Genomic DNA, 24,341 nt, shown 5'->3' with positions numbered 1-24,341 from the left:
GATATTTGATAACACAGCAAATGCTATTTTTGCCGATGCCATGATGAAACGGTTTGATAAATACTTTTTTGAAACCCAATTAAATCTGAAGTAAAATTCGGGTATAAATGGAAAAAAGCCTGCATACAATATGCAGGCTTTCATCTGGGGTGGCTGATGGGGCTCGAACCCACGACAACTGGAATCACAATCCAGGGCTCTACCAACTGAGCTACAGCCACCGTAAAAATTGGCACGCCCGACAGGAATCGAACCTGTAACCCCCGACTTAGAAGGTCGGTGCTCTATCCGGTTGAGCTACGGGCGCTCATGCCGATTCGTGCTAAGAATTTTGTGGTCGGGGCGGTGGGATTCGAACTCACGACCCTCTGCTCCCAAAGCAGATGCGCTAACCGGGCTGCGCTACGCCCCGACTGAAGACCTGAACTATACAGACCCTTTTTAGCCCGGTCAACACCTACTTTGCTTTATTTTTTCATTTTTTGATTATCTTATTATTTTTAATCGTTATTTATTTTTATGTTTCGCAATCAGGGTCACTCTTTTGTGTCAGGCCGTCTGAAAAATGCGATAATTTAAACGCAATATTTATCCCTATTGAATTGAGGAGGAAAAATCATGGCTGCACAACTTATAGACGGAAAAAAAATCTCCCAGCAACGCATCGAGGCGGTCGCACAGGCGGTAAAAGCGCGTCAGGAAAAAGGTTTGCACACGCCTTGCTTGGCAGTGGTATTGGTTGGCGACGACCCTGCCAGCGCGGTTTATGTACGCAATAAAAAACTGGCCTGCCAAAAAAGCGGCATCGAATCGCGCTCTTATGAGCTGCCGTCTGAAACCACGCAAGACGATTTGCTGAAACTGGTGGACGAATTGAACGGCGACCCTGCCGTCGACGGTATTTTGGTGCAACTGCCACTGCCGGCACACATTGACAGCCAAGCGGTTTTGGAACGTATCGAGCCGCATAAAGATGTGGACGGCTTCCACCCTTACAACGTCGGCCGCCTGGTCGTCAAAATGCCGCTGATGCGCCCTTGTACACCCAAAGGTGTGATGACTTTGTTGGAAGCCTACGGCATCGACCCGAAAGGCAAAAAAGCGGTCGTCGTCGGCGCGTCCAATATTGTCGGCCGCCCGCAGGCGTTGGAATTGCTGCTGTCCCGCGCGACGGTAACCATTTGCCACAGCGCCACGCAAAACCTTGCCGATGAAATTGCTGCCGCAGATATTTTGGTGGTCGGCGTAGGCATTCCGAATTTCGTTAAAGGCGAATGGGTCAAACCCGGCGCAGTCGTTATCGATGTGGGCATCAACCGCTTGGACGACGGCAGCCTGTGCGGCGACGTGGAGTTTGATGTTGCCAAAGAACGTGCTTCCATGATTACGCCCGTTCCCGGCGGCGTCGGCCCGATGACGATTGCCACTTTGTTGGAAAACACGGTACACGCGGCCTCATTGCACGATTAATCGCTGTCATTAAGTTAGGCCGTCTGAACATGGTTTTTCAGACGGCCTGACCTGTTTTTTTTGCTTTTTACCTTATTGGCTTCACATGTCCTTACTCTCTTCCCACTCCGACAACCTGACTTTCCGCAATGCTTCCTATATCCTGATGGGCTTGGCCTTGCTGATTGTCTTGCACTACCATTTTCTGCCGCTGCTGCTGTCGGTTATCCTGACCTATATCTTTATTACGCGCACCAACGGCGTCATCCTCAAGCTCCGCCGCCGTGTTTTGCCGCGCAACACGCGGCTGCATAAATCGCTCAATGCGCACAATATCAACCTGATTTCCACCACGCTGACGCTGGCCATCGTGTTCAGCATCATCACGATGATGTCTTTGGGCATTTACCACCTGATACACGGCGGCCATGTCGGCTTTATGTTGGCGAAGCTGGCGGCGATTTTGGAAGACACCAAAAACAGCCAAGACCTGCCTGCGGCCATTCTCAATATGCTGCCCAACAATATGGCCGAAATCAAAGCCTCGGCAATCAAGCTGATTGAAGAATACCGCGCCGCACTGACCCGCATCAGTAAAAACAGCATCACGTCCTTCGTGTACATCCTCATCGGCATCATCATCGGCGCCATGCTCAGCTTCCACCGCCTGAAAATGCGTAAAAACCGCCGCAAAATGCCATTGTTTAAAGCCGAATTGGTGCACCGCATCATCAATTTTGAAACCAGCTTTGAACGCGTGTTCCTCGCCCAAGTCAAAATCTCGCTGATCGACACCTTCCTGACCGGCCTGTACCTTTACTTGGTTTTACCGCTGTTCGGTGTTGAGCTGCCGTTTAAAATGACCGTCCTGATCGTCGCCTTTATTGTTGGCCTGATTCCGGTGGCGGGCAACCTGATTTCCAACACCATCATTATTATTTTGAGCCTCGGCGCATCGCTGTACGTCGCACTCGCCTCGCTGGTGTTCCTTGTTGTCATCCATAAGCTCGAATATTTCCTCAACGCCAAAATCATCGGCTCGGAAATCGAATCCAGCGCATGGGAATTGCTGGTGGCGATGGTCGTCTTTGAACGCATTTTCGGCATCGGCGGCATCATCGTCGCGCCGGTTTATTACGCCTATTTGAAAAACGAATTGAAACTGCGAAAATTGATTTAATCAGTTGCATTTATACACATCAAAGGCCGTCTGAAAACGACAATCGGGTTTTCAGACGGCCTTTGCTTTACCTTTTCTTACACTTTACGGCATAATGGCAGCCACGCATTTCTAGAAGAAAGATAAACAATGTCAACCAAAACCCCTTCCCTATTCGGCGGCGCGATGATTATCGCCGGTACGGTTATCGGCGCAGGCATGCTTGCCAACCCGACCGCCACCTCCGGCGTATGGTTTACCGGCTCGCTGGCCGTGTTGCTGTACACCTGGTTTTCCATGCTCTCCAGCGGCCTGATGATTTTGGAAGTCAACACCCATTATCCGCACGGCGCCAGCTTCGATACCATGGTCAAAGACCTGCTCGGCCCGGCTTGGAACGTCATCAACGGCGTTGCCGTCGCTTTCGTTTTATACCTGCTCACCTACGCCTACATCTTCGTCGGCGGCGACCTGACCGCCAAAGGCATCGGCAGCGCGGTAGGCGGCGAAATTTCGCTCTCCGTCGGCCAACTCGTCTTCTTCGGTATCCTCGCTTTTTGTGTTTGGGCATCCGCACGCTTGGTTGACCGCTTCACCAGCATCCTCATCGGCGGCATGGTATTGACATTTATTTGGGCAACCGGCGGCCTGATTGCCGATGCCAAAATGCCTGTCTTGTTTGACACCCAAGCCCCTGCCGGCACCAGCTACTGGATTTATGTCGCTACCGCCCTGCCCGTTTGCCTTGCCTCATTCGGTTTCCACGGCAACGTTTCCAGCCTGCTCAAATACTTTAAAGGCGACGCGCCCAAAGTAGCCAAATCCCTGTGGTCGGGTACGCTGATTGCGCTTGTGATTTACATCCTCTGGCAAATTGCCATCCAAGGCAACCTGCCGCGCAGCGAGTTCGCACCGGTTATCGCCGCCGAAGGCCAAGTTTCCGTCCTGATCGAAACGCTGTCCAAGTTCGCCCAAACCGGCAATATGGACAAAGTGTTGACCCTGTTCTCCTACATGGCAATCGCAACGTCCTTCCTCGGCGTAACGCTCGGCCTGTTCGACTACATCGCCGACATCTTCAAATGGAACGACAGCATTTCCGGCCGTACCAAAACCGCCGCACTGACCTTCCTGCCGCCTTTGATTTCCTGCCTGCTCTTCCCTACCGGCTTCGTTACCGCCATCGGCTACGTCGGCCTGGCCGCAACCATCTGGACAGGCATCATCCCCGCCATGCTGCTCTACCGCTCGCGACATAAATTCGGCGTCAGCAAAAACTACAAAGTTTACGGCGGATTCTGGCTGATGGTTTGGGTCTTCCTCTTCGGCATCATCAACATTGCCGCCCAAATATTGAGCCAACTGGAGCTCGTTCCCGTATTTAAAGGTTAAATTCCCTTAAGGCCGTCTGAAACACCCTCTTTCAGACGGCCTAATTCATTATTTTCCGCTACAATACCCCCTTTCCCCCAACGAACACCGTCCATGTACGACAATATCCGTTTCCATCTCGACGAAGACTATCCCGACCAGCTCCCGCCTGAAAACGCCGCCACCCACATCGGCATGTACTGGCAGTGGGCGGCACAGGCAGGCCTCGTCAAACCCGTCTGGCAAACCGCCCCAGAAACCGCAGCCGACTTCGCCGCCATGACCTCGGGCAAAATCAGCGGACGGCACTTCCTGCTCAAACACATGGACGGCGCATTGACGGCGGACGACTTTACCGAACTCGGCCAACGGTTTACCGAGTTCTACTACACCGACGAAGAAGACGGCTACGGCGCATTTATGGAAGACTACGTCCTCGCCCTTGACACGCCCTCGCTCGGCGGCTTCTACCACGTCAAAAACACCCCGGAAACCTTCGCCAAACTGACACCCGTTTTTCAGACGGCCTTTGAAAAATGGAAAAGCAGTTTGAAAGCAGAAAAATAAGAGCCCACACCATGAAACTCATCATCCTCGACCGCGACGGCGTCATCAACCAAGACCGCGACGATTTCGTCAAATCCGTTGACGAATGGATTCCCATCGAAGGCAGCATGGATGCCATCGCCTTTTTAACGCAGGCAGGCTACACCATCGCCGTGGCCACCAACCAATCCGGTATCGGCCGCAAATACTTTACCGTGCAAGACCTGACCGAAATGCACGCAAAAATGCACCGCCTTGCCGTTCAAGCAGGCGGCACCATCGACGGCATTTGGTTTTGCCCGCATACCGCCGTTGACAACTGCGAATGCCGCAAACCCAAGCCCGGCATGATTATCGACATTATCGAACGCTTCAAGGCCAATGCCGCCGAAACCTGGCTGGTCGGCGACAGCCTGCGCGACCTGCAAGCCATTGATGCCGCAGGCGGCAAATCCGCGCTCGTCCTGACCGGCAAAGGCAAAAAAACGCTGGCCAAACACGAGCAAGACCTGCCCGAGCACACCCAAGTCTTCGACAACCTGCTCGCTTTCTCGCAATACATCATGCGTGAAAACACACAAATCGAAGAAGCCGCGCAAGCCATCCTATAAACGACAAGGCCGTCTGAAAACTGCCGACAACGGTGTTCAGACGGCCTTCAAACGACTGACTTTCCCCCGATATGCTGATTATCCGCAACCTGATTTACTGGTTCATCCTTTCCTCTAGCATTATTTTGCTGTTCCCCTTTATGCTGCTTGCCCTGCCCTTTCAAGGCGGCGCGCACAAAATGGCGCAAGTTTGGGTGCGTATCCTCAACTGGTCGCTCAAGCACATCATTGGTTTGAACTACACCTTAAGCGGCGCGGAAAACATTCCCGACCACCCTGCCATCATCTGCGCCAAACACCAAAGCGGCTGGGAAACCCTCGCTCTGCAAGAGATTTTTCCGCCGCAAGTCTATGTTGCCAAACGCGAGCTCTTCAAAATCCCTTTCTTCGGCTGGGGCTTGAAGCTGGTTAAAACCATCGGCATCGACCGCAGCAACAGCCGCGAAGCCAACAAACAACTCTTAGAACAAGGCCTTGCGCGTAAAAACGAAGGCTATTGGATTACCATTTTCCCCGAAGGCACACGCCTGTCGCCCGGTGAAAAAGGCCGCTACAAGCTCGGCGGCGCGCGCATGGCAAAAATGTTCGAGATGGACATCGTCCCCGTCGCACTCAATAGCGGCGAGTTTTGGCCGCGCAACTCCTTCCTCAAATACCCCGGCACAGTCAGCGTCATCATCGGCAAACCCATTGCCCACAACAACGGCAATGAAGCCGAACTCATGGCCCAATGCGAGCAATGGATCGAAAGCCAACAGCCCCTGATTACCGGACAAGGCCCGTTCGCGCCCAAAACCAAATAAATCATTCCATCGGGTGGACCGCTATACCCACCCTTTCCATGCCGTCCAATATTTTTCTCAACATCATGCCCCACCTCCATACCCACACCCTTTCAGACGGCCTGACCATTCATATCCAGCTCAAACGCAGTGCCAAGAAAAACCTCATCTTGCGCCCCGTTTCCGCCGATACCGTCAGCATCAACATCCCTCCGTTTGTTACCCAGCGCACCTTTACCCAATGGCTGAACGACAACGAAGCCCTACTGCGCCGTACCCTAAACAAGACACCGGCCCGACAAACACCCACCGACACACTTCCCGAATGGATTTGGTATCAAGGCGTTCAGACGGCTTTGTCCATCCACACGGCAAACCACATCCAAATCAGGCCGTCTGAAATTCTGTTGCCCGAAAAAGAAAACGCCGCCCAACTCATCCATTTGCGCCGCTTCCTGCACGAGCGTGCACACGAATATCTGCTGCCACGCCTCGAAGGCCATATCCGAAACACCCGCCTAACCCCGAGCGCCATTTCCCTTTCCAACGCCAAAACCTTCTGGGGCGTTTGCCGCCACACCACCGGCATCCGCCTCAACTGGCGGCTCATCGGTGCGCCCGAATATGTCGCCGACTACGTCTGCCTGCACGAACTCGCCCACCTGCGCCATCCCGACCACAGCCCTGCATTTTGGGCTCTAACCCACTCGCTCACGCCGCATGTCGACCAAGCCAAACAATGGCTGAAGGCGCACGGCAGCGAATTGTTCCGCCTCGGCTAAGTCTTTCCAGCAGCATTTTTCTGCAAGCAAACACCAGCCCAAAGCAAAGAATCAACGTCCTCCAAACAAATCATGTAGCCGCGCGTAAAATCAGGTTTATCCGCTTGCCGCCCCCTCAGGCATGCCGATAAGATGATTTCGTTCTCAAAACCCTTTTCAGAAAGGAAAACCGATGACCAAAGCAAAATCGTTACTGGCCACCGGCATTTTGGCTCTTTTCTCCGCCACGGCATTCGCCTCCCCGCTGCCTTCCGAAATTTACCGTCCGGATGGCGCGCACACCATCAAAGCCGATCATCAAGGCGACGGCGAATTTGAATACGAAGCCGAACTTTCCGGCCAACGCAATTCCATTCCTTCCTTGGCCAAAAAAGTGATCGCCCACGCGCGTAGCAAAGGTTTCCATGTGGTTGAGTCTGAAATCAAACACGACGATGCTGATCTGAAATTCAAACGCGGCAAACAAGAGCTGGACGTTTCCATCGAAGACAAAGGCCAAGGCCGTATCGAATACAAAGCCGATTTGGACTTGGATCAAAACTAAATCCGACTCGCAAACAAAGGCCGTCTGAAATCCCATCAGGTTTCAGACGGCCTTTTGTCGTCTTTATCAGATAAAATGGCAATCGGTTTACAAAATTTCCGACTCAAAACATTGTACAATCTGCCCACTTATACCGATAACATTCCAAACATTGCCATGAAAAAACGTCTGCTCCTCCTCGCCATCCTTCCCCTTTCCCTTCAAGCCGCCGATGTGCCGCCTGACGTAAAACCCGAGCTTCAAGTCAACACAGCCGAACCCCAACAGCCTGAAACGCACAACATCCCTGCCGAGCAGACAAACAGGCCGTCTGAAAAAATCATCAACGTCGATGCCGACACCCTGCTTGCCAACACCGAATTACTGGCACGCGTCATGTATTCCGCCGTCGTCGCCCACAACATCCCCGGCATCAAAGCCGTTTTGCCCATTTACGAACAATGGCCCGAACACGACCGCGCCATGGCGCGCTATGCCAAAGGTTTGCTTGCCCAATCTGAAGGGCGCGCCGCCGAAGCCGTCGGCTATTACCGCCGCTTTATCGCCGAGCAGCCCGATGCTTCCGCCGTCCGCTGGCAGCTTGCAACCGCCTTGTTTGAAGACAAACAAAACGAAGCCGCAGCCGACCAGTTCGACAAACTGCAAACCGAATCCCTCCCTCCTGCCTTGCAAGAACGCCTCGAAACCTACCGCAAAGCCCTACGCGAACGCGACTCATGGCAATTCAACGCCGGCTTGAACATCACGCGCGAACAAAACATTAACCAAGCTCCCGGCCAACGCCGTCTGGGCAACCACCTGAACGACGAACAATGCCGCGCCGTGCGCCTTGCCTATCCTGACGACGACTGCTTCCGAGGCTGGACATTCCCCGAACCCATCGATGCCACCGCCATCCATTACCAAATCGGTGCAGAAAAAAAATGGTCGCTGCCACGCGGCTTCTATGCCACGGCAGGCGCAGACCACTACGGCAAAATCTACCCCAAACACACCAACTACAACGACCTCACCACACGCTTCTCAGCAGGCATCGGCTATGCCGACCAGCACAACGATATCGGCATTACCCCGTTCCACGAACGCCGCTTCTACGGCAACGACCCCTACACCTACACCAACGGCGCACGCCTCCACTACAACCATTGGTGGCAACCCAAGCTGCAAACCCTCAGCGCATTTGAAGCAGGCCGTCTGAAAAACAGCCGCCGCGAGCATTCCAACAATACCAGCCAACTGCTCAGCAACTCCATCGTGTACTACCGCAACGCGCGCCAATACTGGGTAGCCGGTATCGACCTCTACCGCGAACGCAACCGCGACGACAAAAGCGACAGCTTCAACCGCTACGCCCTGCGCACCACATGGGGACAAGAATGGCCCAAAGGCCTCTCCACCGTCCTACGCCTCAGCGCCGCCCAACGCCATTACCAAGCCCCCAGCTTCTTCAGCAACGAACAAAACCGCCGCGACAAAGAAGCCTCCGCCTCCCTGAGCGTATGGCATCGCGCCCTCCATTTCAAAGGCATCACCCCACGCCTGACCATTGCCCACAACAAAACATGGAGCAACGACAAGTTCTACGAATACGGCAAAACCAAAATGTTTGTCGAATTGAGCAAAACGTTCTGACAAGCAGAACCAATCTGTGAAGAAAGCAAGAATGCCTGTTCTGCATACTGATTTACAAGACAGATTCAAACTTTTACAGATACCGAATCAATAGATTTTTTAAGGCACAACGCCTTATTAAATTCATATTTATCAAATAGATAAAATTCAAACCGATATTACCTTACAAACGTAACGTACAACACCGCATAACGCTACAAAAAAATCAGGCCGTCTGAAACCCGACTTGGTGTTTCAGACGGCCTGAGTATTGGTTATCATATCCGTTCACCTCTTCAGAAAGTATGATGATGAACGCCCTAAACAAAACCCTCTTATCCGTTTCTGTCGCGCTGGGATTGAGCGCCTGCGCTTCCGTCAAAACCGCAGACACCTACGACCTAGACTTCTCCAAACAAAAATACACCGAACAAAGCATCGAAGTGAACGGTCAGGCGGTTAAATTCCGCGCTTACGAAGGCGTAGTTTACGTCCGCAATCCTGTCGATACCCGTTACGAAATCATCAATATTTATGTACCCGAAGCCTATTACAACGGCGGTGAGATAGACGGTTTCAACGCCGAAACCGCACCGATTTTCCTGCCCAACCAAATCGGCGGCTATATGCCGGCCAAACCCGGCAAACCTGCTTTAGAAGGCAAACGCGGCGAGCCTGAAGACGGCCAAAAATCGCCCAACGCCGCCCTGGTTGCCCTCTCCAAAGGCTACGTCGTCGCATCCCCTGGCGCACGCGGCCGGACAGAACCCACCGGTAAAGCACCTGCCGCTATCGTTGATTTGAAAGCCGCCGTCCGTTACCTGAAAGCCAACGACAAAGTCATGCCCGGCGATGCCGAAAAAATCATTTCCAACGGCACAAGCGCAGGCGGCGCAATGTCCGCCCTCTTAGGCGCAACAGCCGACCAAAAAGATTACGAAAACCACCTCGAAGCCTTAGGAGCGGCAGACGGCAGCGACAAAGTTTTCGCCGTATCCGCCTACTGTCCGATTACCGATTTGGACCATGCCGACATGGCTTACGAATGGCAGTTCAACGGTATCAACGACTACAAAAAAATGAACATTTCCATGCTCGACTACCGCGTCAAACGCGAGCTGGTCGCAGGTACACTGACCGATAACGAGAAAAAACTGTCCGACCTCCTCAAACCCCTATACCCCGCATACCTCAACAGCCTGAACCTGAAATCCCCCGAAGGCAAACCCCTGACACTGGACGCCCAAGGCAACGGCAGCTTTAAAAACCATATTGCCGGTTTAATTGCCCAATCCGCACAAGCCCAGCTTGATGCAGGCAAAGACCTAAGAGACCGCACTTGGCTGACCGTCCGCAAAGGCAAAGTCGTCTCCGTCGATTTCGATGCCTACGCCAAAGCCGCCGGCCGCCAAAAAACACCGCCGGCCTTTGACGGCGTAGATTTAAGCACAGGCGAAAACCAACTCTTCGGCACCAATACCGTCGACAAACGCCACTTCACCGCGTTCTCCATGCAACACAACACCGCCGCCAACGCCGAAATCGCAGATGAAGAAACCATCAAAATCATGAACCCGCTCAACTACATCGGCAAACCGGGCGTAAATCTGCCGCAAAACTGGCGCATCCGCGTCGGCACCAACGACCGCGACACCTCACTGGCAGTCTCCGCCATCTTAGCCGCCAAACTGCAAAACAACGGCCAAACCGTTGACTACGCCCTGCCTTGGTATGTCGGCCACGGCGGCGATTATGACTTGGACGAACTATTTGCCTGGATGAAACAGGTCAGCAGCTCTGCAAAATAAGCGTTCCAACATGGATTGAGATGAGATTTGGTATCCCGTTTTAATTGGAAAAAGGCCGTCTGAATATTTCAGACGGCCTTTTTTTATTCAAGTTAAACAACCATTTTTATCATTAGTCGCAAGATACCATCTATTCATTTCTAATGAAAAAAGTACAAATTTAATGGAAAATACACACCTTCAAACTTAATTGCCTTTAAAAAAAACGAATGCGTTCCTTCCTTCACATCCTCAAAAAAATCGGCAAAATAGCGCTGATTATCCCTATTTTTGCCCTATTGTATTTTTTGTCTGCTTGGATGATGGCTTCATTGCCGCTTAATGAAGAGCAGCCCAAAGGGGAAATTACTTTATTTTTAGTCAGTAACGGCGTGCATACTGATGTAGTCATGCCGCTGAAGAATGATATTTTTGATTGGTCGAATGTCGTCAATCCAAAAGACACGCTTTCTACTAATCCTCAAATAACGCATATCGGTTTAGGCTGGGGGGAGCGCAATTTTTATTTATACACGCCTGAGTGGAAAGATTTGACTTTCTCCAATGCTTTAGGTGCATTAAGCGGGCTGAACCGTACGCTGATTCATGTTACTTATTATCCTTTTGAACCACGAGAAAATAGCCACGTCGTCAAATTTTTGGTCACGCCTGAGCAATACAGGAATTTAACAAAATCGCTCTTGGCCGGTTTTCAACAAAAAAATGGGCACCCCATCTTGCTAAAAGGAATTCATCATCAATCTAACGATGCTTTTTACGAAGCCAAAGGGCGCTATCATTTATTCAATACTTGTAACACTTGGTTGAATGACAAATTGGTTGAAAGCGGCCTTAAAGGCGTGTATTGGACTCCTTTCTCTTCGCCCTTGCTGGAACAATATCGATAGCCTTCACGCTTCTCAATTTTTGGTCTATGTAAGACTTCAGGCCGTCTGAACATTTTCAGACGGCCTGTATTTTGATAAAACCCCAAAACCCTTTATTATATAAATAAAATTCTTAAATAGCATTAAATATTAATTTTTATAAACAAACTGATTTTAAATTCTATAAAATAATTAAAATAAAGAAATTTTAGAATAAAATTGCTAAAACAAAAAACTAAGCCTTGTTTAATTCTGCTAAAACCTGTAACCTGTATCAAAAATAAACAAGAGAGTCCATCATGTCCCAACACCACCCTACCGATGACATTAAGATCAAAGAAGTCAAAGAGTTACTCCCTCCAATCGCACATTTGTATGAGCTGCCTGTTACGCCTCAGGTTGCCAATTTAGTTTATAAAACGCGTCATGAGATTTCGGATTTGGTTCACGGCCGCGACAACCGTTTACTGGTCATTATCGGCCCATGCTCGATTCACGATACTAAGGCGGCGGTAGAATATGCGCAAAAATTGCTGCCTTTGCGCAAAAAATATGAGAAAGAGCTGCTGATTGTAATGCGCGTGTATTTTGAAAAACCGCGTACAACTGTTGGCTGGAAAGGTCTGATTAACGATCCGCACTTGGACGGTACGTTTGACATTAACTACGGCCTGCGCCAAGCGCGTCAGTTGTTGCTGACTTTGAACGAAATGGGCATGCCTGCTTCGACTGAATTCTTGGACATGATTACGCCGCAATACTACGCCGACCTGATTTCTTGGGGCGCGATTGGTGCGCGTACGACTGAAAGCCAGGTACACCGCGAATTGGCCAGCGGCCTCTCCTGCCCTGTCGGTTTTAAAAACGGTACGGACGGCAATCTGAAAATCGCCATCGACGCCATCGGTGCCGCCAATCATCCGCACCACTTTTTGTCTGTAACCAAAGCCGGTCATTCCGCGATTGTCCACACCAGCGGCAACCCTGACTGCCATGCGATTTTGCGTGGAGGGAAAGAGCCTAATTACAGCGCAGAACACGTTAAAGACGCGGTTGCGCAGCTTCAAAAAGCCGGCGTGAGCAGCAAACTGATGGTGGACTGCAGCCATGCCAACAGCCGTAAAGACTTCCGCAAACAAATGGATGTAGCTCGCGATGTTGCGGCGCAGCTGAAAGCCGGTGAAGAGAACATCATGGGCGTGATGGTGGAAAGCCACTTGGTTGAAGGACGTCAGGACAAGCCAGAGGTTTACGGTCAAAGTATTACGGATGCCTGCATCGGTTGGGATACGACTGAAGAATTGTTGGCTCTGCTTGCCGAAGCGAAAGGTTACCTAGCGTAAGTGCGAAACCATTAAAAAGACCGGATATGTTCCGGTCTTTTTTACGTCTGTCATTTTGATTTCTTTGCTCAAGATCCCGAGCAATTTTTAGTCAGGTTCGACATCAAAACAATATGTTAGAAAATATTCAGGCCGTCTGAAAACCCGATCATTCAGGTTTTCAGACGGCCTCTCCTACTTTTCTTTTCAATTAAAACGTGTGTTTAACCGTTGCAGTCACACTACGCGGAGTGCCGTAAACGTGAATATCCGGCATGGTGCGGTAACGTTTGTTAAAGACGTTTTCAAAGTCCAAACTGATGCGGGTGGATTTGCCGATTTTGTAATGACCGGTCAAATCCAGCGTTGCGTACGGACGTTGGGTCAATGCGGCTGCGGCAGCCGGATTGATGTCTGCAGGGTATTCGTCCAGTGTGTGGCTGCGGCTTTGCCAGTTGACGTTGGCACCCAGGTTCAAACGGTCTGTCACGTCATACGCGGTAAAGAGTTTGAACAGATGAACCGGATAAGACGGATGCAGTTGAACCCCTTCGCTGTCTTTGATTTTGGAACGTGCATAAGACGCATTCAGCAGCCATTTGTCGCTCAGGCGGCCGCCGACAGAGAGTTCCACGCCTTTTGTTGTGGTGTTGTCGGCTGCGCGGTAGTATTCCTCGCCATTCGCGAATTTGCCTGCAACAACGCCCAAATGGTCGCGTTTGTTCATAAAGACGGAGGCGGAAGCATTCAGACGGCCTTCAAACCATGATGCTTTCAAACCGGTCTCGTAGGTTTTGCCGCGTTGTGGTTTGAGCGCCGCGCCGTCTTTGGTCAGGTAACGCACTTGCGGACGGAAAATGGTGGTGTAAGACGCATAGGCAGTCAGATTGTCGCCGATGTCGTAGGTTACGCCCAAATAAGGAATGAAAACATTTTGTTTGTGGCTGCTGTGTGCGAATTTGTTACGGCTGGTGCTGTAACGGTAACGCCAATCCACAAAACGGCTGCCGCCGATAAAGGCAAGCTTGTCGGTCAGTTTGAAACGGGTCGAGCCGTAAACCGACAGGTTTTTCATGCGTGAAAATCCATCGCGAAGATATGGCATATCGGGTTTGGCGATGTTGCCGTCAAATTTACGCAAATCAGGAATCGTCGATTCGCCTTCTTCGTAGAAAGACAGGTTTTCTTTGTTGTCCTGATAGCTGATGCCCGCATTGAACTCATGTGAGCGGCCCAACGCCGGATAATGACCGTCCAAGGCCAGTGCAAAATTCTGATCGCGGTATTTGCTACGGTCGCGGTCAGACGTAAAGAGCGCGGAGTAATCGGAATTAATGACAAAAGTACCGGCAATGCCTGAAACGATGTCGTTTTTACCCGAAACATGGCTGTAATCGCCTGTCAGTTTCCAGCCGTTGTCAAACTCATGGCTGAGGGAAGTGAACACTTCGGCACTGGTGTCTTTGCCGTATGCCCAGCGTGCGGACGAATTGCTGCGCGGCGAAGACTCAAATGGTATGAATCCAGTACGGCGCGAACCTGCTGCTGTCAGATAGCTGAAACGCGAGCTGCCGGTATTGCGGAAACGGTGTATTTCCGTACCGAGGCGCCATTGGGTTTGCGGCGTGATATCGTAAGACAAAGTACCGTAGAAAGTGTGATTATGGCGCGATGTGTTCGGCAGGTAATCGCCTCCATGGTCGCTGACCAAAATAGCGCGGCCGCGCAAGGTATTGTCTGCATTCAAAGGCTGATTGGCATCAAGGACGAAGCGGTAGTGGTTCCACGAACCGACACCGGCTTCTACGCTGACGGCAGGCTTGGCAGTCGGTTTTTTGCGTTCCAACGCAACCGTACCGCCCGGCTCGCCCATACCACCGTTGGACAAACCGCTTGCGCCGCGTACGACGACGACTTGTTCGTACAACGTGCTGTCCAGATTGTTGGTGCCGCGGCGGATGGCTTTACCGTCGTAAAGGAACTTGGGCGCACCGTCCACGGAAATGCTGTCAATCGCCTGACTGCGCGAAATAAATTGGCTGTGGCCGGATACGTTGTTGCCCATTTTGCTGTGGAACACGCCCGGCGTTTGTTTCAACACGTCCTGCAAGGTATCCAAACCTTGGTCGTCCATTTGTTTTTCAGTAACGACAGACAAGGACTGCGGCGTTTCGCGCTGGGTCAGGCGGATGCCTGTTGCGGCAGAGGAAGCAGGAATAGTGTAGTTGGAAGTAGTCTGTTTTCCGACACCTTGGACGGTAACTGTCGGTAAATCGACACGTTCTTGCGGCTGGGTATTTTCTACTTCGGTTGCGAAAGAATACGCCGAACACAGCGCCAGACTGACGGCAAAGCTTAATTTGCCATAGGGAAATACAGGTAGTGACATAGCCTCTCCAATTAGCTTATCTTTACAATTTGGTCGCAGATTCTATCAAAAAGATGTAGTCCGATGAAACTATGTTCTAATCACTATTTTCTAAGTAGTTTGTTTCATTAAAAATATTTCTTTAAGACTAATCATAATTAACTAGAAAGGCCGTCTGAAAACCCGCATCATCAGGTTTTCAGACGGCCTTAATCTTTTTATTACAAGGTAATCAGTCTGCCAATTTTCGTGCCAATTCTGCCAAACGTTTACCTTGTGCAAAGGCAATATCGTTTTCTTCGGCAGTCAATGCCGGCTTGCTGTCGTGGCCGGAAACATGGCTTGCGCCGTAAGGTGTGCCGCCGCTTTGGGTATTGCTGAGCGCGGACTTGGTATATGGGATGCCGCTGATGACCATGCCGTGGTGCAACAGGGGCAGCATCATGGTTAGCAAGGTGCTTTCTTGGCCGCCGTGCAGCGAAGATGTGCTGGTGAATACGGTGGCAGGCTTGCCGACGAGTTCTGCGCCGAGCCAAAGGGGAATGGTGCCGTCGATAAAGTATTTCATCGCGGCAGCCATATTGCCGAAACGTGTCGGGCTGCCGAGCGCGAGGCCGGCGCAATTTTTGAGGTCGTCGGCAGTCGCGTAGGGCGCGCCTTCGTCGGGAATGTCTTTTTCAACGGCTTCGCAAACGGTGGAAACTTTGGGAACGGTACGCAACACGGCTTCGCAACCGTCCACGCTTTCGATACCGCGCGCGATTTGGCGGGCAAGGTTGCGCGTGCTGCCATTTTGGGAATAAAAGAGAACGAGGATTTTCAGAGGATTTGGGTTCATTTGGGGTTTCCGTTACAATGCTATCAGGTTTCAGACGGCCTTTTAAATACTCGGGCCGTCTGAAAAGAAGAAATTTCAATTTAAAAGTGGGAAAAGGTTATGCCGTTTTCGCAATGGTGGCAAGGTTTTTTAAAGAGTAAAGGCGTGGCGTTCGCTTGGTTTGTCATGCGCCGTTTTGATGAGGAGCGTGTGCCGCAGGTGGCGGCAAGCATGACGTTTACGACACTTTTGGCTTTGGTACCCGTGTTGACGGTGATGGTCGTCATCGCTTCGGCCTTCCCCGTTTTCGACCAATGGTCGGGGGAATTTGTCTCTTTTATCAACCGCACCATTGTGCCGCAGGGCGCGGATATGGTGTTCGACTACATCAATGCGTTCCGTGATAAGGCCACCAAGCTGACGGCGATCGGTAGTGTGATGTTGGTCGTAACCTCGCTGATGCTGATTCGGACGATAGACAATGCGTTCAACCGGATTTGGCGCGTCAATTCGCAACGGCCTTGGATGATGCAGTTTTTGGTGTATTGGGCGTTGCTGACGTTTGGGCCTTTGTCTTTGGGCGTGGGCTTGTCGGTCGTGATCGGTCAGGTGCAAGTAGTGGGCGGCTCGGAATGGCTGAGGGTTATCACTACGGTTTCATTTATTACGGTGCTGCTGTGGGGTTTATACCGCTTTGTGCCCAACCGTTTTGTGCCTGCCAGCCATGCTTTGGTCGGCGCGGCTGTAACGGCGTTTTGCTTGGAAACGGCACGCTTTTTATTCGCTTGGTACATGGGCAACTTTGACGGCTACAAATCAATTTACGGCGCATTTGCCGCAGTACCATTTTTCCTGTTGTGGCTCAACCTGTTGTGGACGCTGGTATTGGGCGGCGCGGTTTTGACCTCGTCCCTGTCCTACTGGCGCGGCGAAGCGTTCCGCCGCAGTCTGGATGCGCGCGGCCGCTTTGACGATGTATTGAAAATCCTGTTGCTGCTCGATTCTGCCCAACAAAACGGCAAGGCGTTGCCGGTGCAAGAGTTCAGACGGCATATCAATATGGGCTTTGACGAATTGGGCGAGCTTTTGGAAAAACTGGCGCGACACGGCTATGTCTATTCCGGCCGTCAGGGCTGGGTCTTGAAAATGGGGGCGGAGTCCATCGACTTGGCAGAGCTGTTCAAACTCTTCGTCTACCGTCCGCAAACGCTTAATAAAGATAAGGTCAATCAAACGGTTGACCACATTATGCAGCCCTGCTTGGAAACCTTGAACATGACGCTTGCCGAGTTCGGCGCCCATACGAAAAAACAATCCTCTTAAACCTGACGCCGTCTGAAACCAAAAATATCAAGTTTCAGACGGCCTTTGCTATAATCGGCACACTACTGAATACTACATTCGACCTACAAGGAAAAATAGATGAAAACACCAGCCCTACTCTCTCTGCTTGGTTTGATTCCATCTGCCGCCTTTGCCGCCCACGGCGTAGGCCTTGGCCAACCACCCAAATATCCGGCCAACTTCACCGCCTTCGAATACGTCAATCCCAACGCCCCAAAAGGTGGCACGTTTACCACGCCTTTCCTCGGTGCTTTTGACACGCTCAACCCCTTTACCCTCAAAGGCAACCACGAATACGGCATCAGTATGCTGACGCTCGACACCCTGACCGAGCAAAGCATGGACGAACCTTACGCCGTTTACGGCCTGATTGCCGAAGACATCGCCCTGGCGCCGGACGGTCTTTCCGTTACCTTCAAAATCAACCCCAAAGCCAAATTCCACAACGGCGATCCCGTTTTGGCCAAAGACGTTGCCGCTTCATTTAACATCCTGACCAAAGACAAAGCCGCCGCCCCCATGTACCACTTCTACTGGAGCGACGTGGCCAAAGTAGAAACGCCCAACGACCGCACCGTCGTGTTCCGCTTCAAGCAGCGCAACTCAGAATTGCACATGATTCTCGGCAGCCTGCCCGTCTTCTCGCATAAAAGCTATCCCAAAGGCCTGGCCGCCGCGCCCAACAGCCTACCCATCGGCTCCGGCCCCTACCGTTTTGCCAAAGCTGAAAACGGCCGCATCAGCGAGTTTGTCCGCGACAAAAACTACTGGGCGCAAAATCTGCCCGTGCGCAAAGGCCGCTACAACTACGACCACATCCGCATCAAATACGTCAAAGACGAAGTTGTCCGCATCGAAGGGCTGAAAGGTGGCCAATATGACTTCGTACAAGAAAACGTCGCCCGCAACTGGGCGCGCGCCTACTCCGACGAAGTCCTCAAAAAACGTAATCTATCCAAACACGAATGGGTACAAAACAGCACCGCAGGCATGCAAGGCTTCGTCATCAATATGCGCCACAAGCCCTTGGACAATATTTACGTCCGCCGTGCCTTGATTGAAAGCTTCGACTACGAAAGCGTCAACAGCCGCATCTTCTACGGCGCATACCGCCGCACCGACAGCTTTTTCACCAACAGCACCATGGCCGCAACCGGCAAGCCCGACCGTGCAGAAACCGCATTGCTCAAATCATTGGGCACCAAGCTGCCCGACGGCGTATTAGATCAAGACGTCCCTATGCCGCCGGTTACCGACCCCAAACTGGGCGTGCGCCCGAACCTGCTCAAAGCACGCGCCCTGCTTGAAAAAGGCGGCTATCAATACAAAAACGGCAAAGCAGTCGACAAACAAGGCAAACCGCTGACTTTTGAATTCCTCGCCCCAAGCAAAAACTACGAGCGTATTACCGCAAAATGGCAGCGCGACCTCGCCAAAATCGGCATTACCATGAACGTGCGCACCGCCGACTCCGCCGTGTACCAAAAACGCATGAACGACTTCGATTTTGACGTGACCACCGGCTACTACGGCAACAGCGAAAGCCCCGGCAACGAGCAATACGACTACTTCAGCTGCGCCGCCGCCAAAACCGAAGGCAGCCGCAACCTATCCGGCGTCTGTCATCCCGCGGTTGAAAAACTGCTGACCCATTTCAACAGCTTTACCAACCGCCAAGAGCTGCAAACCACCTCGCGCGCGCTCGACCGACTGATCCGCCACCAATACACCATCGTTCCAAACTGGTTCGCCGACCGCTACCGCGTCGTGTACCGTAACGATGTCGGCATTCCGTCCAAGCTGCCGAAATACTACGACCCCATTACCTTCGCCATGACCGCAGGCTGGAAGAAAAAGTAGTCGCATTTCGACAACACGTCCAAGCGTCTGACAAGCCCTTGGCGTGTGGTCTTAAGCATAGAATCATAAAACCTATTTGTTTGTTTAAAAACAATCAATCGGCTGATTCAAAACAAACATAAAAGAAAAAACAACTTAAAGCCAAATCAAAGGCCGTCTGAAACATCCGTCAGCAAAATCATCTGCAACGGAACATTTCAGACGTCCTTTTCGTCTCTTTTCAATCCATTTTCGCAACCGAAGCAAAATATCGAAAATGAACAAAAAAATTGCAAAACAATGCCCTCAAATTTTACAAAACCGTGTACACTGCAAGGTAAGAATTTGAATTATAAGGTTAATCTTAATAAAAACCACAATCATCCAAATTTAACCTAAATCAAGCATTCATATAACAGACAAAAGGAACAATAATATGGAAATCAAGCGTCTCTCTACCATTCTCAAACTGATTGCCAACCCCGAACGTATGGCCATTCTTTTTCTGCTGCTTGACGGCGACCGCAGCATTACCGAACTGGCACAAGCGCTCGACTCCTCCCCGACCGGCATCGCCAACCACCTCGCACGCCTGCGCACCGAAGGCATCATCGATTTCACGCGCTACCACCGCATCATCGAATACCGCCTCATCTCCGAAGAAGCCACCATCATCCTCAATACCCTGCGCATGCTCAAAGACCAAGCCGAATAAACAAATGATTCCACATCGCAACATCAAGGCCGTCTGAAACATCAGCTTTCAGACGGCCTGCCCCTTTCAGCCCATATCGAAAAATAAACCAATCCGCTATACAATACCGCCCATGCCCACAGGCGCAATCCGCCGCCTTCCCACCCAACAGCACACACGGAAACATCATGAAAATCGCCACTTGGAACGTCAATTCCCTCAACGTCCGCCTGCCCCAAGTACAAAACTGGCTGGCCGACCACCAAGCCGACATACTCGCCTTACAAGAACTCAAACTCGACCAAGACAAATTCCCGGCCGCCGCCCTGCAAATGATGGGCTGGCACTGCGTCTGGAGCGGCCAAAAAACCTATAACGGCGTCGCCATCATCAGCCGCCACGAGCCACAAGACGTACATTGCGGCCTTCCCGCCCTCCCCGATGACCCGCAACGCCGCGTCATCGCCGCCACCATCAACGGCGTACGCGTCATCAACGTCTATTGCGTCAACGGAGAAGCCCTGGACAGCCCCAAATTCCAATACAAAGAACAATGGTTTGCTGCATTGACCGAGTTCGTCCGCACCGAAATGGCCACCCACCCCAAACTCGTACTGCTCGGCGACTTCAACATCGCCCCGGCCGATGCCGACTGCTACGACCCCGAAAAATGGCATGAAAAAATCCATTGCTCCTCCATCGAAAGACAATGGTTTAAAAACCTGCTCGACCTCGGCCTGACCGACAGCCTGCGCAAAGTCCACCCCGAAGGCGCGTTCTACACCTGGTTCGACTACCGCGGCGCCATGTTCCAACGCAAACTCGGCCTGCGCATCGACCATATCCTCACCAGCCCCGAACTCGCCGCCACCCTTACCGACGTTACCGTCGACCTAGAAACCTGCGCCCAAGAACGCCCCAGCGACCATGCGCCGGTGATTGCTGAGTTTGACTGCTAACACTTTGAATTAAGAAAAAATAAGGCCGTCTGAAAATTGGATTTCAGACGGCCTTTATTCTAAAAGTTTTCAGATGACATTTGAGGTCTTCTGAAGATTTGAAACAATGGTTTGAACAGCAAAAAACGCGTGCGTGCGTACCGCACACACCCTTGTATATCGGAACTCCCGTATCATAGCAACAAACCGCTACGTCGGCCTTAAAAGTTTGTACCATCCGCAGGTAGTATGTAGCGTAGCCACGCACGCGGTTGGTAAGAATGCAGGCTACGGCTTGCTGATTATCTGGTATCCGGAGAAAATTGAGGGGGTATTTGGGTAGAATCAGTGAATATTTGGAGTGAAAACAGCCGAAAATCTGTGTTGGGGTTTCGACTGTTGGGAGAAAAAGGAATTTTGCAAAGGTCTCAATCCAATAGTATTAATAAACAAATAAGATGCTCTGATACAGTTATGAAATGACTATATTAAAAATATGGTTCTATAAATGTATTTTACAGCCAGCAGGTAGGGGCGTGATTAATAAATGGCTACCTTGTGCTTACTCAATAATTTATTCCTTAATAAATGGCTTATATTGTTCATAACTAAAAATTTCTTTTTGGATTTGTTGTTCACTACCCAACAATCCATAAATAGGAAAGAAAACAAAAATAACTAAACAAACCACACCTAAAGTAATAGCTCCTTGAGACCAATTAAATGATTTAAATATATTAATAAATAAAATTATTACAAAAACAGCTAAAATACCAAAGATTAATTTAATCCCTATAAATGAGACTTTTCGTTTTTTATAACACAACAAAGTATCATCCCATTCAATTACTGCAATGCCTTTTGCCATGCCACCTTTAGCAAAAATTATTTTTAGCAGTTCTGGAAGTTGAATATTCTTAGACAATAAAAAATCTAATTCAACTATTGATAATTCTTTTAAATAAGGCACCTTTTGTTGTTCTATTTGCTGTATCAAGTTAGGTTTATTTTCTTGCAACAATTTCGGTCTAATATTTTCAAGATAGGTTTGAATGATACTTAACTCTTCTGGCGTTGGCTCTAATTCTCCCAATAAGAACTTTTTTATATTTTTTTTGCTTAATAGGAAAAATATTAAATTAATATAGTCTTTCATACTTTATATCCTTTCTCTAATTATTTACTCTACTCCAAATAACAACCCTTCCTTAATTCCCCGAATTCTATCCCGCAACACAGCAGCCTCTTCAAACTGCAAATCCCTAGCTGCCTGCTGCATAGCTTTTTCCAGTTTGGCGATTTCTTTAATCGCGTCTTCTTCGTTGTGGATTTCGCCGACTTTGACCTTGTTTTTGCCTTTCAGACGACCTTTGCCGCTGTCTTCTTCGTGGTACACGCCGTCGATGATGTCTTTGACCTGTTTTTTAATCTGCTGCGGAACGATGCCGTGTTCTTCGTTAAATTTAATCTGTTTTTCGCGGCGGCGCTCGGTTTCGTCGATGGCGGCTTTCATGGAATCGGTGATTTTGTCGGCGTACAAAATAGCGACGCCGTTCACGTTACGCGCGGCGCGGCCTATGGTTTGAATCAGGCTGCGGTGGGAGCGCAGGAAGCCTTCTTTGTCGGCGTCGAGGATGGCGACAAGAGAGACTTCGGGGATGTCCAAGCCTTCGCGCAAGAGGTTGATGCCGACGAGTACGTCAAACAGGCCGAGACGCAAATCTCTAATAATTTCAACGCGCTCGACGGTGTCGATATCGCTGTGCAGGTAGCGCACTTTGATGCCGAGTTCGCTGTAATAGTCGGTGAGTTGTTCCGCCATGCGTTTGGTGAGGGTGGTAACGAGCACGCGTTCGCCTTTTTGGATGCGGTCGTTGATTTCGCTCATTAAGTCATCGACTTGGGTGGCGACGGGGCGAATGATGATTTGGGGATCGACCAGCCCTGTGGGGCGGACGACTTGTTCGACCACTTGTCCGGCGTGTTCTTCTTCGTATTTGGCGGGGGTAGCGGAAACGAAGACGGTTTGCGGCATGACTTTTTCAAATTCGTGGAATTTGAGCGGGCGGTTGTCGCGGGCGGAAGGCAGGCGGAAGCCGTAGTCGACCAGGTTTTGCTTGCGCGATGCGTCGCCTTTGTACATGCCGCCGATTTGGGTAACGGTCACGTGGCTTTCGTCGATGAACATGATGGCATTGTCAGGCAGGTAGTCCATCAGCGTGGGAGGCGGTTCGCCCTCTTTTTTGCCAGAGAAGTGGCGGGAATAGTTTTCGATGCCTTTGCAGAAGCCCATTTCGTAGAGCATTTCGAGGTCGAAGCGGGTACGCTGTTCGATGCGTTGCTGTTCGACTGGGCGTTGTTCGCGGGCGAAAAATTCGATGCGTTCGCGCAATTCTTCTTTGATGGACTCGCAGGCGCGCAATACAGTATCGCGCGGGGTAACGTAGTGGCTGGACGGGAAGACGGTGTAACGGCCGACGCGTTGGATAAGGCTACCTGAAAGCGGGTCGAACATATCGAGGCGGTCGATTTCGTCGTCGAACAGGCTGATGCGCAAGGCGTTTTCGGAGCTTTCGGCGGGGTACACGTCGATCACGTCGCCGCGCACACGAAAGCTGCCGCGTTTAAAATCCAAATCGCCGCGTTCGTACTGCATGGAAACAAGCGTGGCGATAATGTCGCGCTGCTCGATGGTGTCGCCTTCTTTGACGGACAACACCATTTGTTGATACTCGGTCGGGTCGCCGATACCGTAAATGGCGGACACGGTGGCGACGATAATCACGTCGTCGCGCGTCATCAGGTTTTTGGTGGCAGAAAGGCGCATCTGCTCGATGTGCTCGTTGATCGCGCTGTCTTTTTCTATGAACAAATCGCGGCTGGGCACATAGGCTTCGGGTTGGTAATAGTCGTAGTAGGAGACGAAATATTCCACCGCGTTTTCGGGGAAAAACTCGCGCATTTCGGCGTAGAGCTGGGCGGCAAGGGTTTTGTTGTGCGCCATGATGATGGCGGGGCGGCCGCTTTGCGCGATGACGTTCGCCATGGTATAGGTTTTGCCCGAACCGGTTACGCCGAGCAGGGTTTGGTAGGCCAGGCCGTCTGAAAGCCCTTCGAGCAGGTCGGCAATGGCAGTAGGCTGGTCGCCGGCGGGGGGAAAGGGTTGGTGGAGTTTAAACGGAGAATTGGGGTATTGGATGACTTCCATAAGACAGCCTGTTTTATATTCAGGTAAAGAGAAGATTATAACAAAGGGCCGTCTGAAAATTGATAGTGTGCCAATCTGATAAGACTAAATATTTCTTCTCCTTCCTTAGCTAACTGAGGTTGGTTGTGTTAGCTGGACAATTAAACTACCCTCTCCCAGGACGTGCCTGTGCACGTCCTTTTTACTTTCTTATCTCCTTTCCACTCTATTGTCACCCCATAAAAGGCTTACACTCCGCATCATTGCCCCTAAATATCTCCTCACCGTCCGTACAGCTGCCCT

At 50.9% G+C, this 24,341-nt stretch carries 20 protein-coding genes and 3 tRNA genes; 16 read left to right on the top strand and 7 right to left on the bottom strand.

Annotated features, from left to right (window positions below; translation table 11 throughout):
* Positions 1–145 precede the first annotated feature (145 nt).
* From ACTHTK_RS06195 to ACTHTK_RS06185, 3 genes are all read right to left on the bottom strand, one after another.
* Positions 146–221 (bottom strand) — tRNA-His (locus ACTHTK_RS06195).
* Positions 222–230: 9 nt separating this feature from the next.
* Positions 231–307, bottom strand: a tRNA-Arg gene (locus ACTHTK_RS06190).
* A 27-nt stretch (positions 308–334) separates the two neighbouring features.
* Positions 335–412, bottom strand: a tRNA-Pro gene (locus ACTHTK_RS06185).
* A 206-nt stretch (positions 413–618) separates the two neighbouring features.
* On the opposite strand from ACTHTK_RS06185, the gene folD reads away from it, so the two are divergent.
* From folD to aroG, 12 genes are all read left to right on the top strand, one after another.
* Positions 619–1,470 (top strand): bifunctional methylenetetrahydrofolate dehydrogenase/methenyltetrahydrofolate cyclohydrolase FolD, encoded by an 852-nt coding sequence (folD, locus tag ACTHTK_RS06180; RefSeq protein ID WP_300480465.1) that lies wholly within the window; start codon positions 619–621, stop codon positions 1,468–1,470.
* Positions 1,471–1,555: 85 nt separating this feature from the next.
* Positions 1,556–2,629 carry an AI-2E family transporter gene (locus tag ACTHTK_RS06175; protein WP_300480463.1) on the top strand — a complete coding sequence of 358 codons (1,074 nt, stop codon included), beginning with the start codon at positions 1,556–1,558 and terminating at the stop codon, positions 2,627–2,629.
* 129 nt (positions 2,630–2,758) lie between these two features.
* Positions 2,759–4,000, top strand: a complete 1,242-nt coding sequence (locus ACTHTK_RS06170) for an aromatic amino acid transporter (protein ID WP_300480460.1) — start codon at positions 2,759–2,761, stop codon at positions 3,998–4,000.
* A gap of 93 nt (positions 4,001–4,093) precedes the next feature.
* Positions 4,094–4,546 carry a DUF7832 domain-containing protein gene (locus ACTHTK_RS06165; protein WP_440378502.1) on the top strand — a complete coding sequence of 151 codons (453 nt, stop codon included), beginning with the start codon at positions 4,094–4,096 and terminating at the stop codon, positions 4,544–4,546.
* Between the two features lie 11 nt (positions 4,547–4,557).
* Positions 4,558–5,136, top strand: a complete 579-nt coding sequence (gmhB, locus tag ACTHTK_RS06160; protein WP_039863836.1) for a D-glycero-beta-D-manno-heptose 1,7-bisphosphate 7-phosphatase — start codon at positions 4,558–4,560, stop codon at positions 5,134–5,136.
* Positions 5,137–5,207: 71 nt separating this feature from the next.
* The gene (locus tag ACTHTK_RS06155) at positions 5,208–5,939 is read left to right on the top strand and encodes a lysophospholipid acyltransferase family protein (protein WP_070826336.1); all 732 of its coding nucleotides are present in this window, start codon (positions 5,208–5,210) and stop codon (positions 5,937–5,939) included.
* Positions 5,940–5,977: 38 nt separating this feature from the next.
* Complete coding sequence (locus tag ACTHTK_RS06150) at positions 5,978–6,700, top strand: M48 family metallopeptidase (protein WP_432760676.1); 723 nt, start codon at positions 5,978–5,980, stop codon at positions 6,698–6,700.
* Between the two features lie 172 nt (positions 6,701–6,872).
* Positions 6,873–7,244 carry a hypothetical protein gene (locus ACTHTK_RS06145; RefSeq protein WP_107723974.1) on the top strand — a complete coding sequence of 124 codons (372 nt, stop codon included), beginning with the start codon at positions 6,873–6,875 and terminating at the stop codon, positions 7,242–7,244.
* Positions 7,245–7,400: 156 nt separating this feature from the next.
* The gene (locus ACTHTK_RS06140; protein ID WP_234394612.1) at positions 7,401–8,876 is read left to right on the top strand and encodes a surface lipoprotein assembly modifier; all 1,476 of its coding nucleotides are present in this window, start codon (positions 7,401–7,403) and stop codon (positions 8,874–8,876) included.
* Positions 8,877–9,166: 290 nt separating this feature from the next.
* Entirely contained in the window at positions 9,167–10,663 is a 1,497-nt protein-coding gene (locus tag ACTHTK_RS06135) for a subtype B tannase (protein WP_199903879.1), read from the top strand.
* Between the two features lie 209 nt (positions 10,664–10,872).
* Positions 10,873–11,550, top strand: coding sequence for a TIGR02117 family protein (locus ACTHTK_RS06130; protein WP_107723971.1), 678 nt, complete (start codon positions 10,873–10,875; stop codon positions 11,548–11,550).
* 278 nt (positions 11,551–11,828) lie between these two features.
* Positions 11,829–12,872, top strand: coding sequence for a 3-deoxy-7-phosphoheptulonate synthase AroG (gene aroG / locus ACTHTK_RS06125; protein ID WP_440378501.1), 1,044 nt, complete (start codon positions 11,829–11,831; stop codon positions 12,870–12,872).
* A gap of 190 nt (positions 12,873–13,062) precedes the next feature.
* On the opposite strand, the gene ACTHTK_RS06120 is transcribed toward aroG, so the two are convergent.
* Positions 13,063–15,240 carry a TonB-dependent siderophore receptor gene (locus ACTHTK_RS06120; RefSeq protein ID WP_440378500.1) on the bottom strand — a complete coding sequence of 726 codons (2,178 nt, stop codon included), beginning with the start codon at positions 15,238–15,240 and terminating at the stop codon, positions 13,063–13,065.
* A 211-nt stretch (positions 15,241–15,451) separates the two neighbouring features.
* Positions 15,452–16,057 carry an NAD(P)H:quinone oxidoreductase gene (gene wrbA, locus ACTHTK_RS06115; protein WP_440378499.1) on the bottom strand — a complete coding sequence of 202 codons (606 nt, stop codon included), beginning with the start codon at positions 16,055–16,057 and terminating at the stop codon, positions 15,452–15,454.
* A 99-nt stretch (positions 16,058–16,156) separates the two neighbouring features.
* Between wrbA and ACTHTK_RS06110 the strand changes: the two genes are divergently transcribed.
* The 4 genes from ACTHTK_RS06110 to xth all read left to right on the top strand — a co-directional run bounded on the left by ACTHTK_RS06110 (position 16,157) and on the right by xth (position 20,872).
* Positions 16,157–17,359 carry a YihY family inner membrane protein gene (locus ACTHTK_RS06110; protein WP_440378498.1) on the top strand — a complete coding sequence of 401 codons (1,203 nt, stop codon included), beginning with the start codon at positions 16,157–16,159 and terminating at the stop codon, positions 17,357–17,359.
* A 99-nt stretch (positions 17,360–17,458) separates the two neighbouring features.
* Complete coding sequence (locus ACTHTK_RS06105; protein WP_440378497.1) at positions 17,459–19,240, top strand: extracellular solute-binding protein; 1,782 nt, start codon at positions 17,459–17,461, stop codon at positions 19,238–19,240.
* A 415-nt stretch (positions 19,241–19,655) separates the two neighbouring features.
* On the top strand, positions 19,656–19,934 hold the full coding sequence (locus ACTHTK_RS06100) for a metalloregulator ArsR/SmtB family transcription factor (RefSeq protein WP_314595703.1): 279 nt from the start codon (positions 19,656–19,658) through the stop codon (positions 19,932–19,934).
* A 167-nt stretch (positions 19,935–20,101) separates the two neighbouring features.
* Positions 20,102–20,872: an exodeoxyribonuclease III gene (xth, locus tag ACTHTK_RS06095; protein WP_440378496.1), complete on the top strand. Its 771-nt coding sequence runs from the start codon at positions 20,102–20,104 to the stop codon at positions 20,870–20,872.
* Between the two features lie 553 nt (positions 20,873–21,425).
* Here the strand turns inward: xth and ACTHTK_RS06090 are convergent.
* Together ACTHTK_RS06090 and uvrB are read right to left on the bottom strand one after the other, a co-directional pair.
* The gene (locus tag ACTHTK_RS06090; RefSeq protein WP_107723964.1) at positions 21,426–22,007 is read right to left on the bottom strand and encodes a hypothetical protein; all 582 of its coding nucleotides are present in this window, start codon (positions 22,005–22,007) and stop codon (positions 21,426–21,428) included.
* A gap of 24 nt (positions 22,008–22,031) precedes the next feature.
* Entirely contained in the window at positions 22,032–24,059 is a 2,028-nt protein-coding gene (gene uvrB, locus ACTHTK_RS06085; protein ID WP_107723963.1) for an excinuclease ABC subunit UvrB, read from the bottom strand.
* Between the last annotated feature and the right edge of the window lie 282 nt (positions 24,060–24,341).

It is taken from the genome of Neisseria sp. P0006.S009 (assembly GCF_051962915.1).
In the GTDB taxonomy this organism is placed as follows: domain Bacteria; phylum Pseudomonadota; class Gammaproteobacteria; order Burkholderiales; family Neisseriaceae; genus Neisseria; species Neisseria subflava_E.
The sequence above is the reverse complement of the archived record's forward strand: the minus strand, read 5'-3'. Positions and strand labels throughout refer to the sequence as shown.

Excerpts from the sequence above, each read along its gene's own strand:
- ACTHTK_RS06155 (WP_070826336.1), top strand. The coding sequence starts at position 5,208 with ATGCTGATTATCCGCAACCTGATTTACTGGTTCATCCTTTCCTCTAGC.
- ACTHTK_RS06100 (WP_314595703.1), top strand. The coding sequence starts at position 19,656 with ATGGAAATCAAGCGTCTCTCTACCATTCTCAAACTGATTGCCAACCCC.
- wrbA (WP_440378499.1), bottom strand. The coding sequence starts at position 16,057 with ATGAACCCAAATCCTCTGAAAATCCTCGTTCTCTTTTATTCCCAAAAT.
- ACTHTK_RS06165 (WP_440378502.1), top strand. The coding sequence starts at position 4,094 with ATGTACGACAATATCCGTTTCCATCTCGACGAAGACTATCCCGACCAG.
- ACTHTK_RS06150 (WP_432760676.1), top strand. The coding sequence starts at position 5,978 with ATGCCGTCCAATATTTTTCTCAACATCATGCCCCACCTCCATACCCAC.
- ACTHTK_RS06170 (WP_300480460.1), top strand. The coding sequence starts at position 2,759 with ATGTCAACCAAAACCCCTTCCCTATTCGGCGGCGCGATGATTATCGCC.
- ACTHTK_RS06175 (WP_300480463.1), top strand. The coding sequence starts at position 1,556 with ATGTCCTTACTCTCTTCCCACTCCGACAACCTGACTTTCCGCAATGCT.
- folD (WP_300480465.1), top strand. The coding sequence starts at position 619 with ATGGCTGCACAACTTATAGACGGAAAAAAAATCTCCCAGCAACGCATC.
- ACTHTK_RS06120 (WP_440378500.1), bottom strand. The coding sequence starts at position 15,240 with ATGTCACTACCTGTATTTCCCTATGGCAAATTAAGCTTTGCCGTCAGT.
- uvrB (WP_107723963.1), bottom strand. The coding sequence starts at position 24,059 with ATGGAAGTCATCCAATACCCCAATTCTCCGTTTAAACTCCACCAACCC.
- ACTHTK_RS06110 (WP_440378498.1), top strand. The coding sequence starts at position 16,157 with ATGCCGTTTTCGCAATGGTGGCAAGGTTTTTTAAAGAGTAAAGGCGTG.
- xth (WP_440378496.1), top strand. The coding sequence starts at position 20,102 with ATGAAAATCGCCACTTGGAACGTCAATTCCCTCAACGTCCGCCTGCCC.
- gmhB (WP_039863836.1), top strand. The coding sequence starts at position 4,558 with ATGAAACTCATCATCCTCGACCGCGACGGCGTCATCAACCAAGACCGC.
- ACTHTK_RS06135 (WP_199903879.1), top strand. The coding sequence starts at position 9,167 with ATGAACGCCCTAAACAAAACCCTCTTATCCGTTTCTGTCGCGCTGGGA.
- ACTHTK_RS06130 (WP_107723971.1), top strand. The coding sequence starts at position 10,873 with ATGCGTTCCTTCCTTCACATCCTCAAAAAAATCGGCAAAATAGCGCTG.
- ACTHTK_RS06090 (WP_107723964.1), bottom strand. The coding sequence starts at position 22,007 with ATGAAAGACTATATTAATTTAATATTTTTCCTATTAAGCAAAAAAAAT.
- aroG (WP_440378501.1), top strand. The coding sequence starts at position 11,829 with ATGTCCCAACACCACCCTACCGATGACATTAAGATCAAAGAAGTCAAA.
- ACTHTK_RS06145 (WP_107723974.1), top strand. The coding sequence starts at position 6,873 with ATGACCAAAGCAAAATCGTTACTGGCCACCGGCATTTTGGCTCTTTTC.
- ACTHTK_RS06105 (WP_440378497.1), top strand. The coding sequence starts at position 17,459 with ATGAAAACACCAGCCCTACTCTCTCTGCTTGGTTTGATTCCATCTGCC.
- ACTHTK_RS06140 (WP_234394612.1), top strand. The coding sequence starts at position 7,401 with ATGAAAAAACGTCTGCTCCTCCTCGCCATCCTTCCCCTTTCCCTTCAA.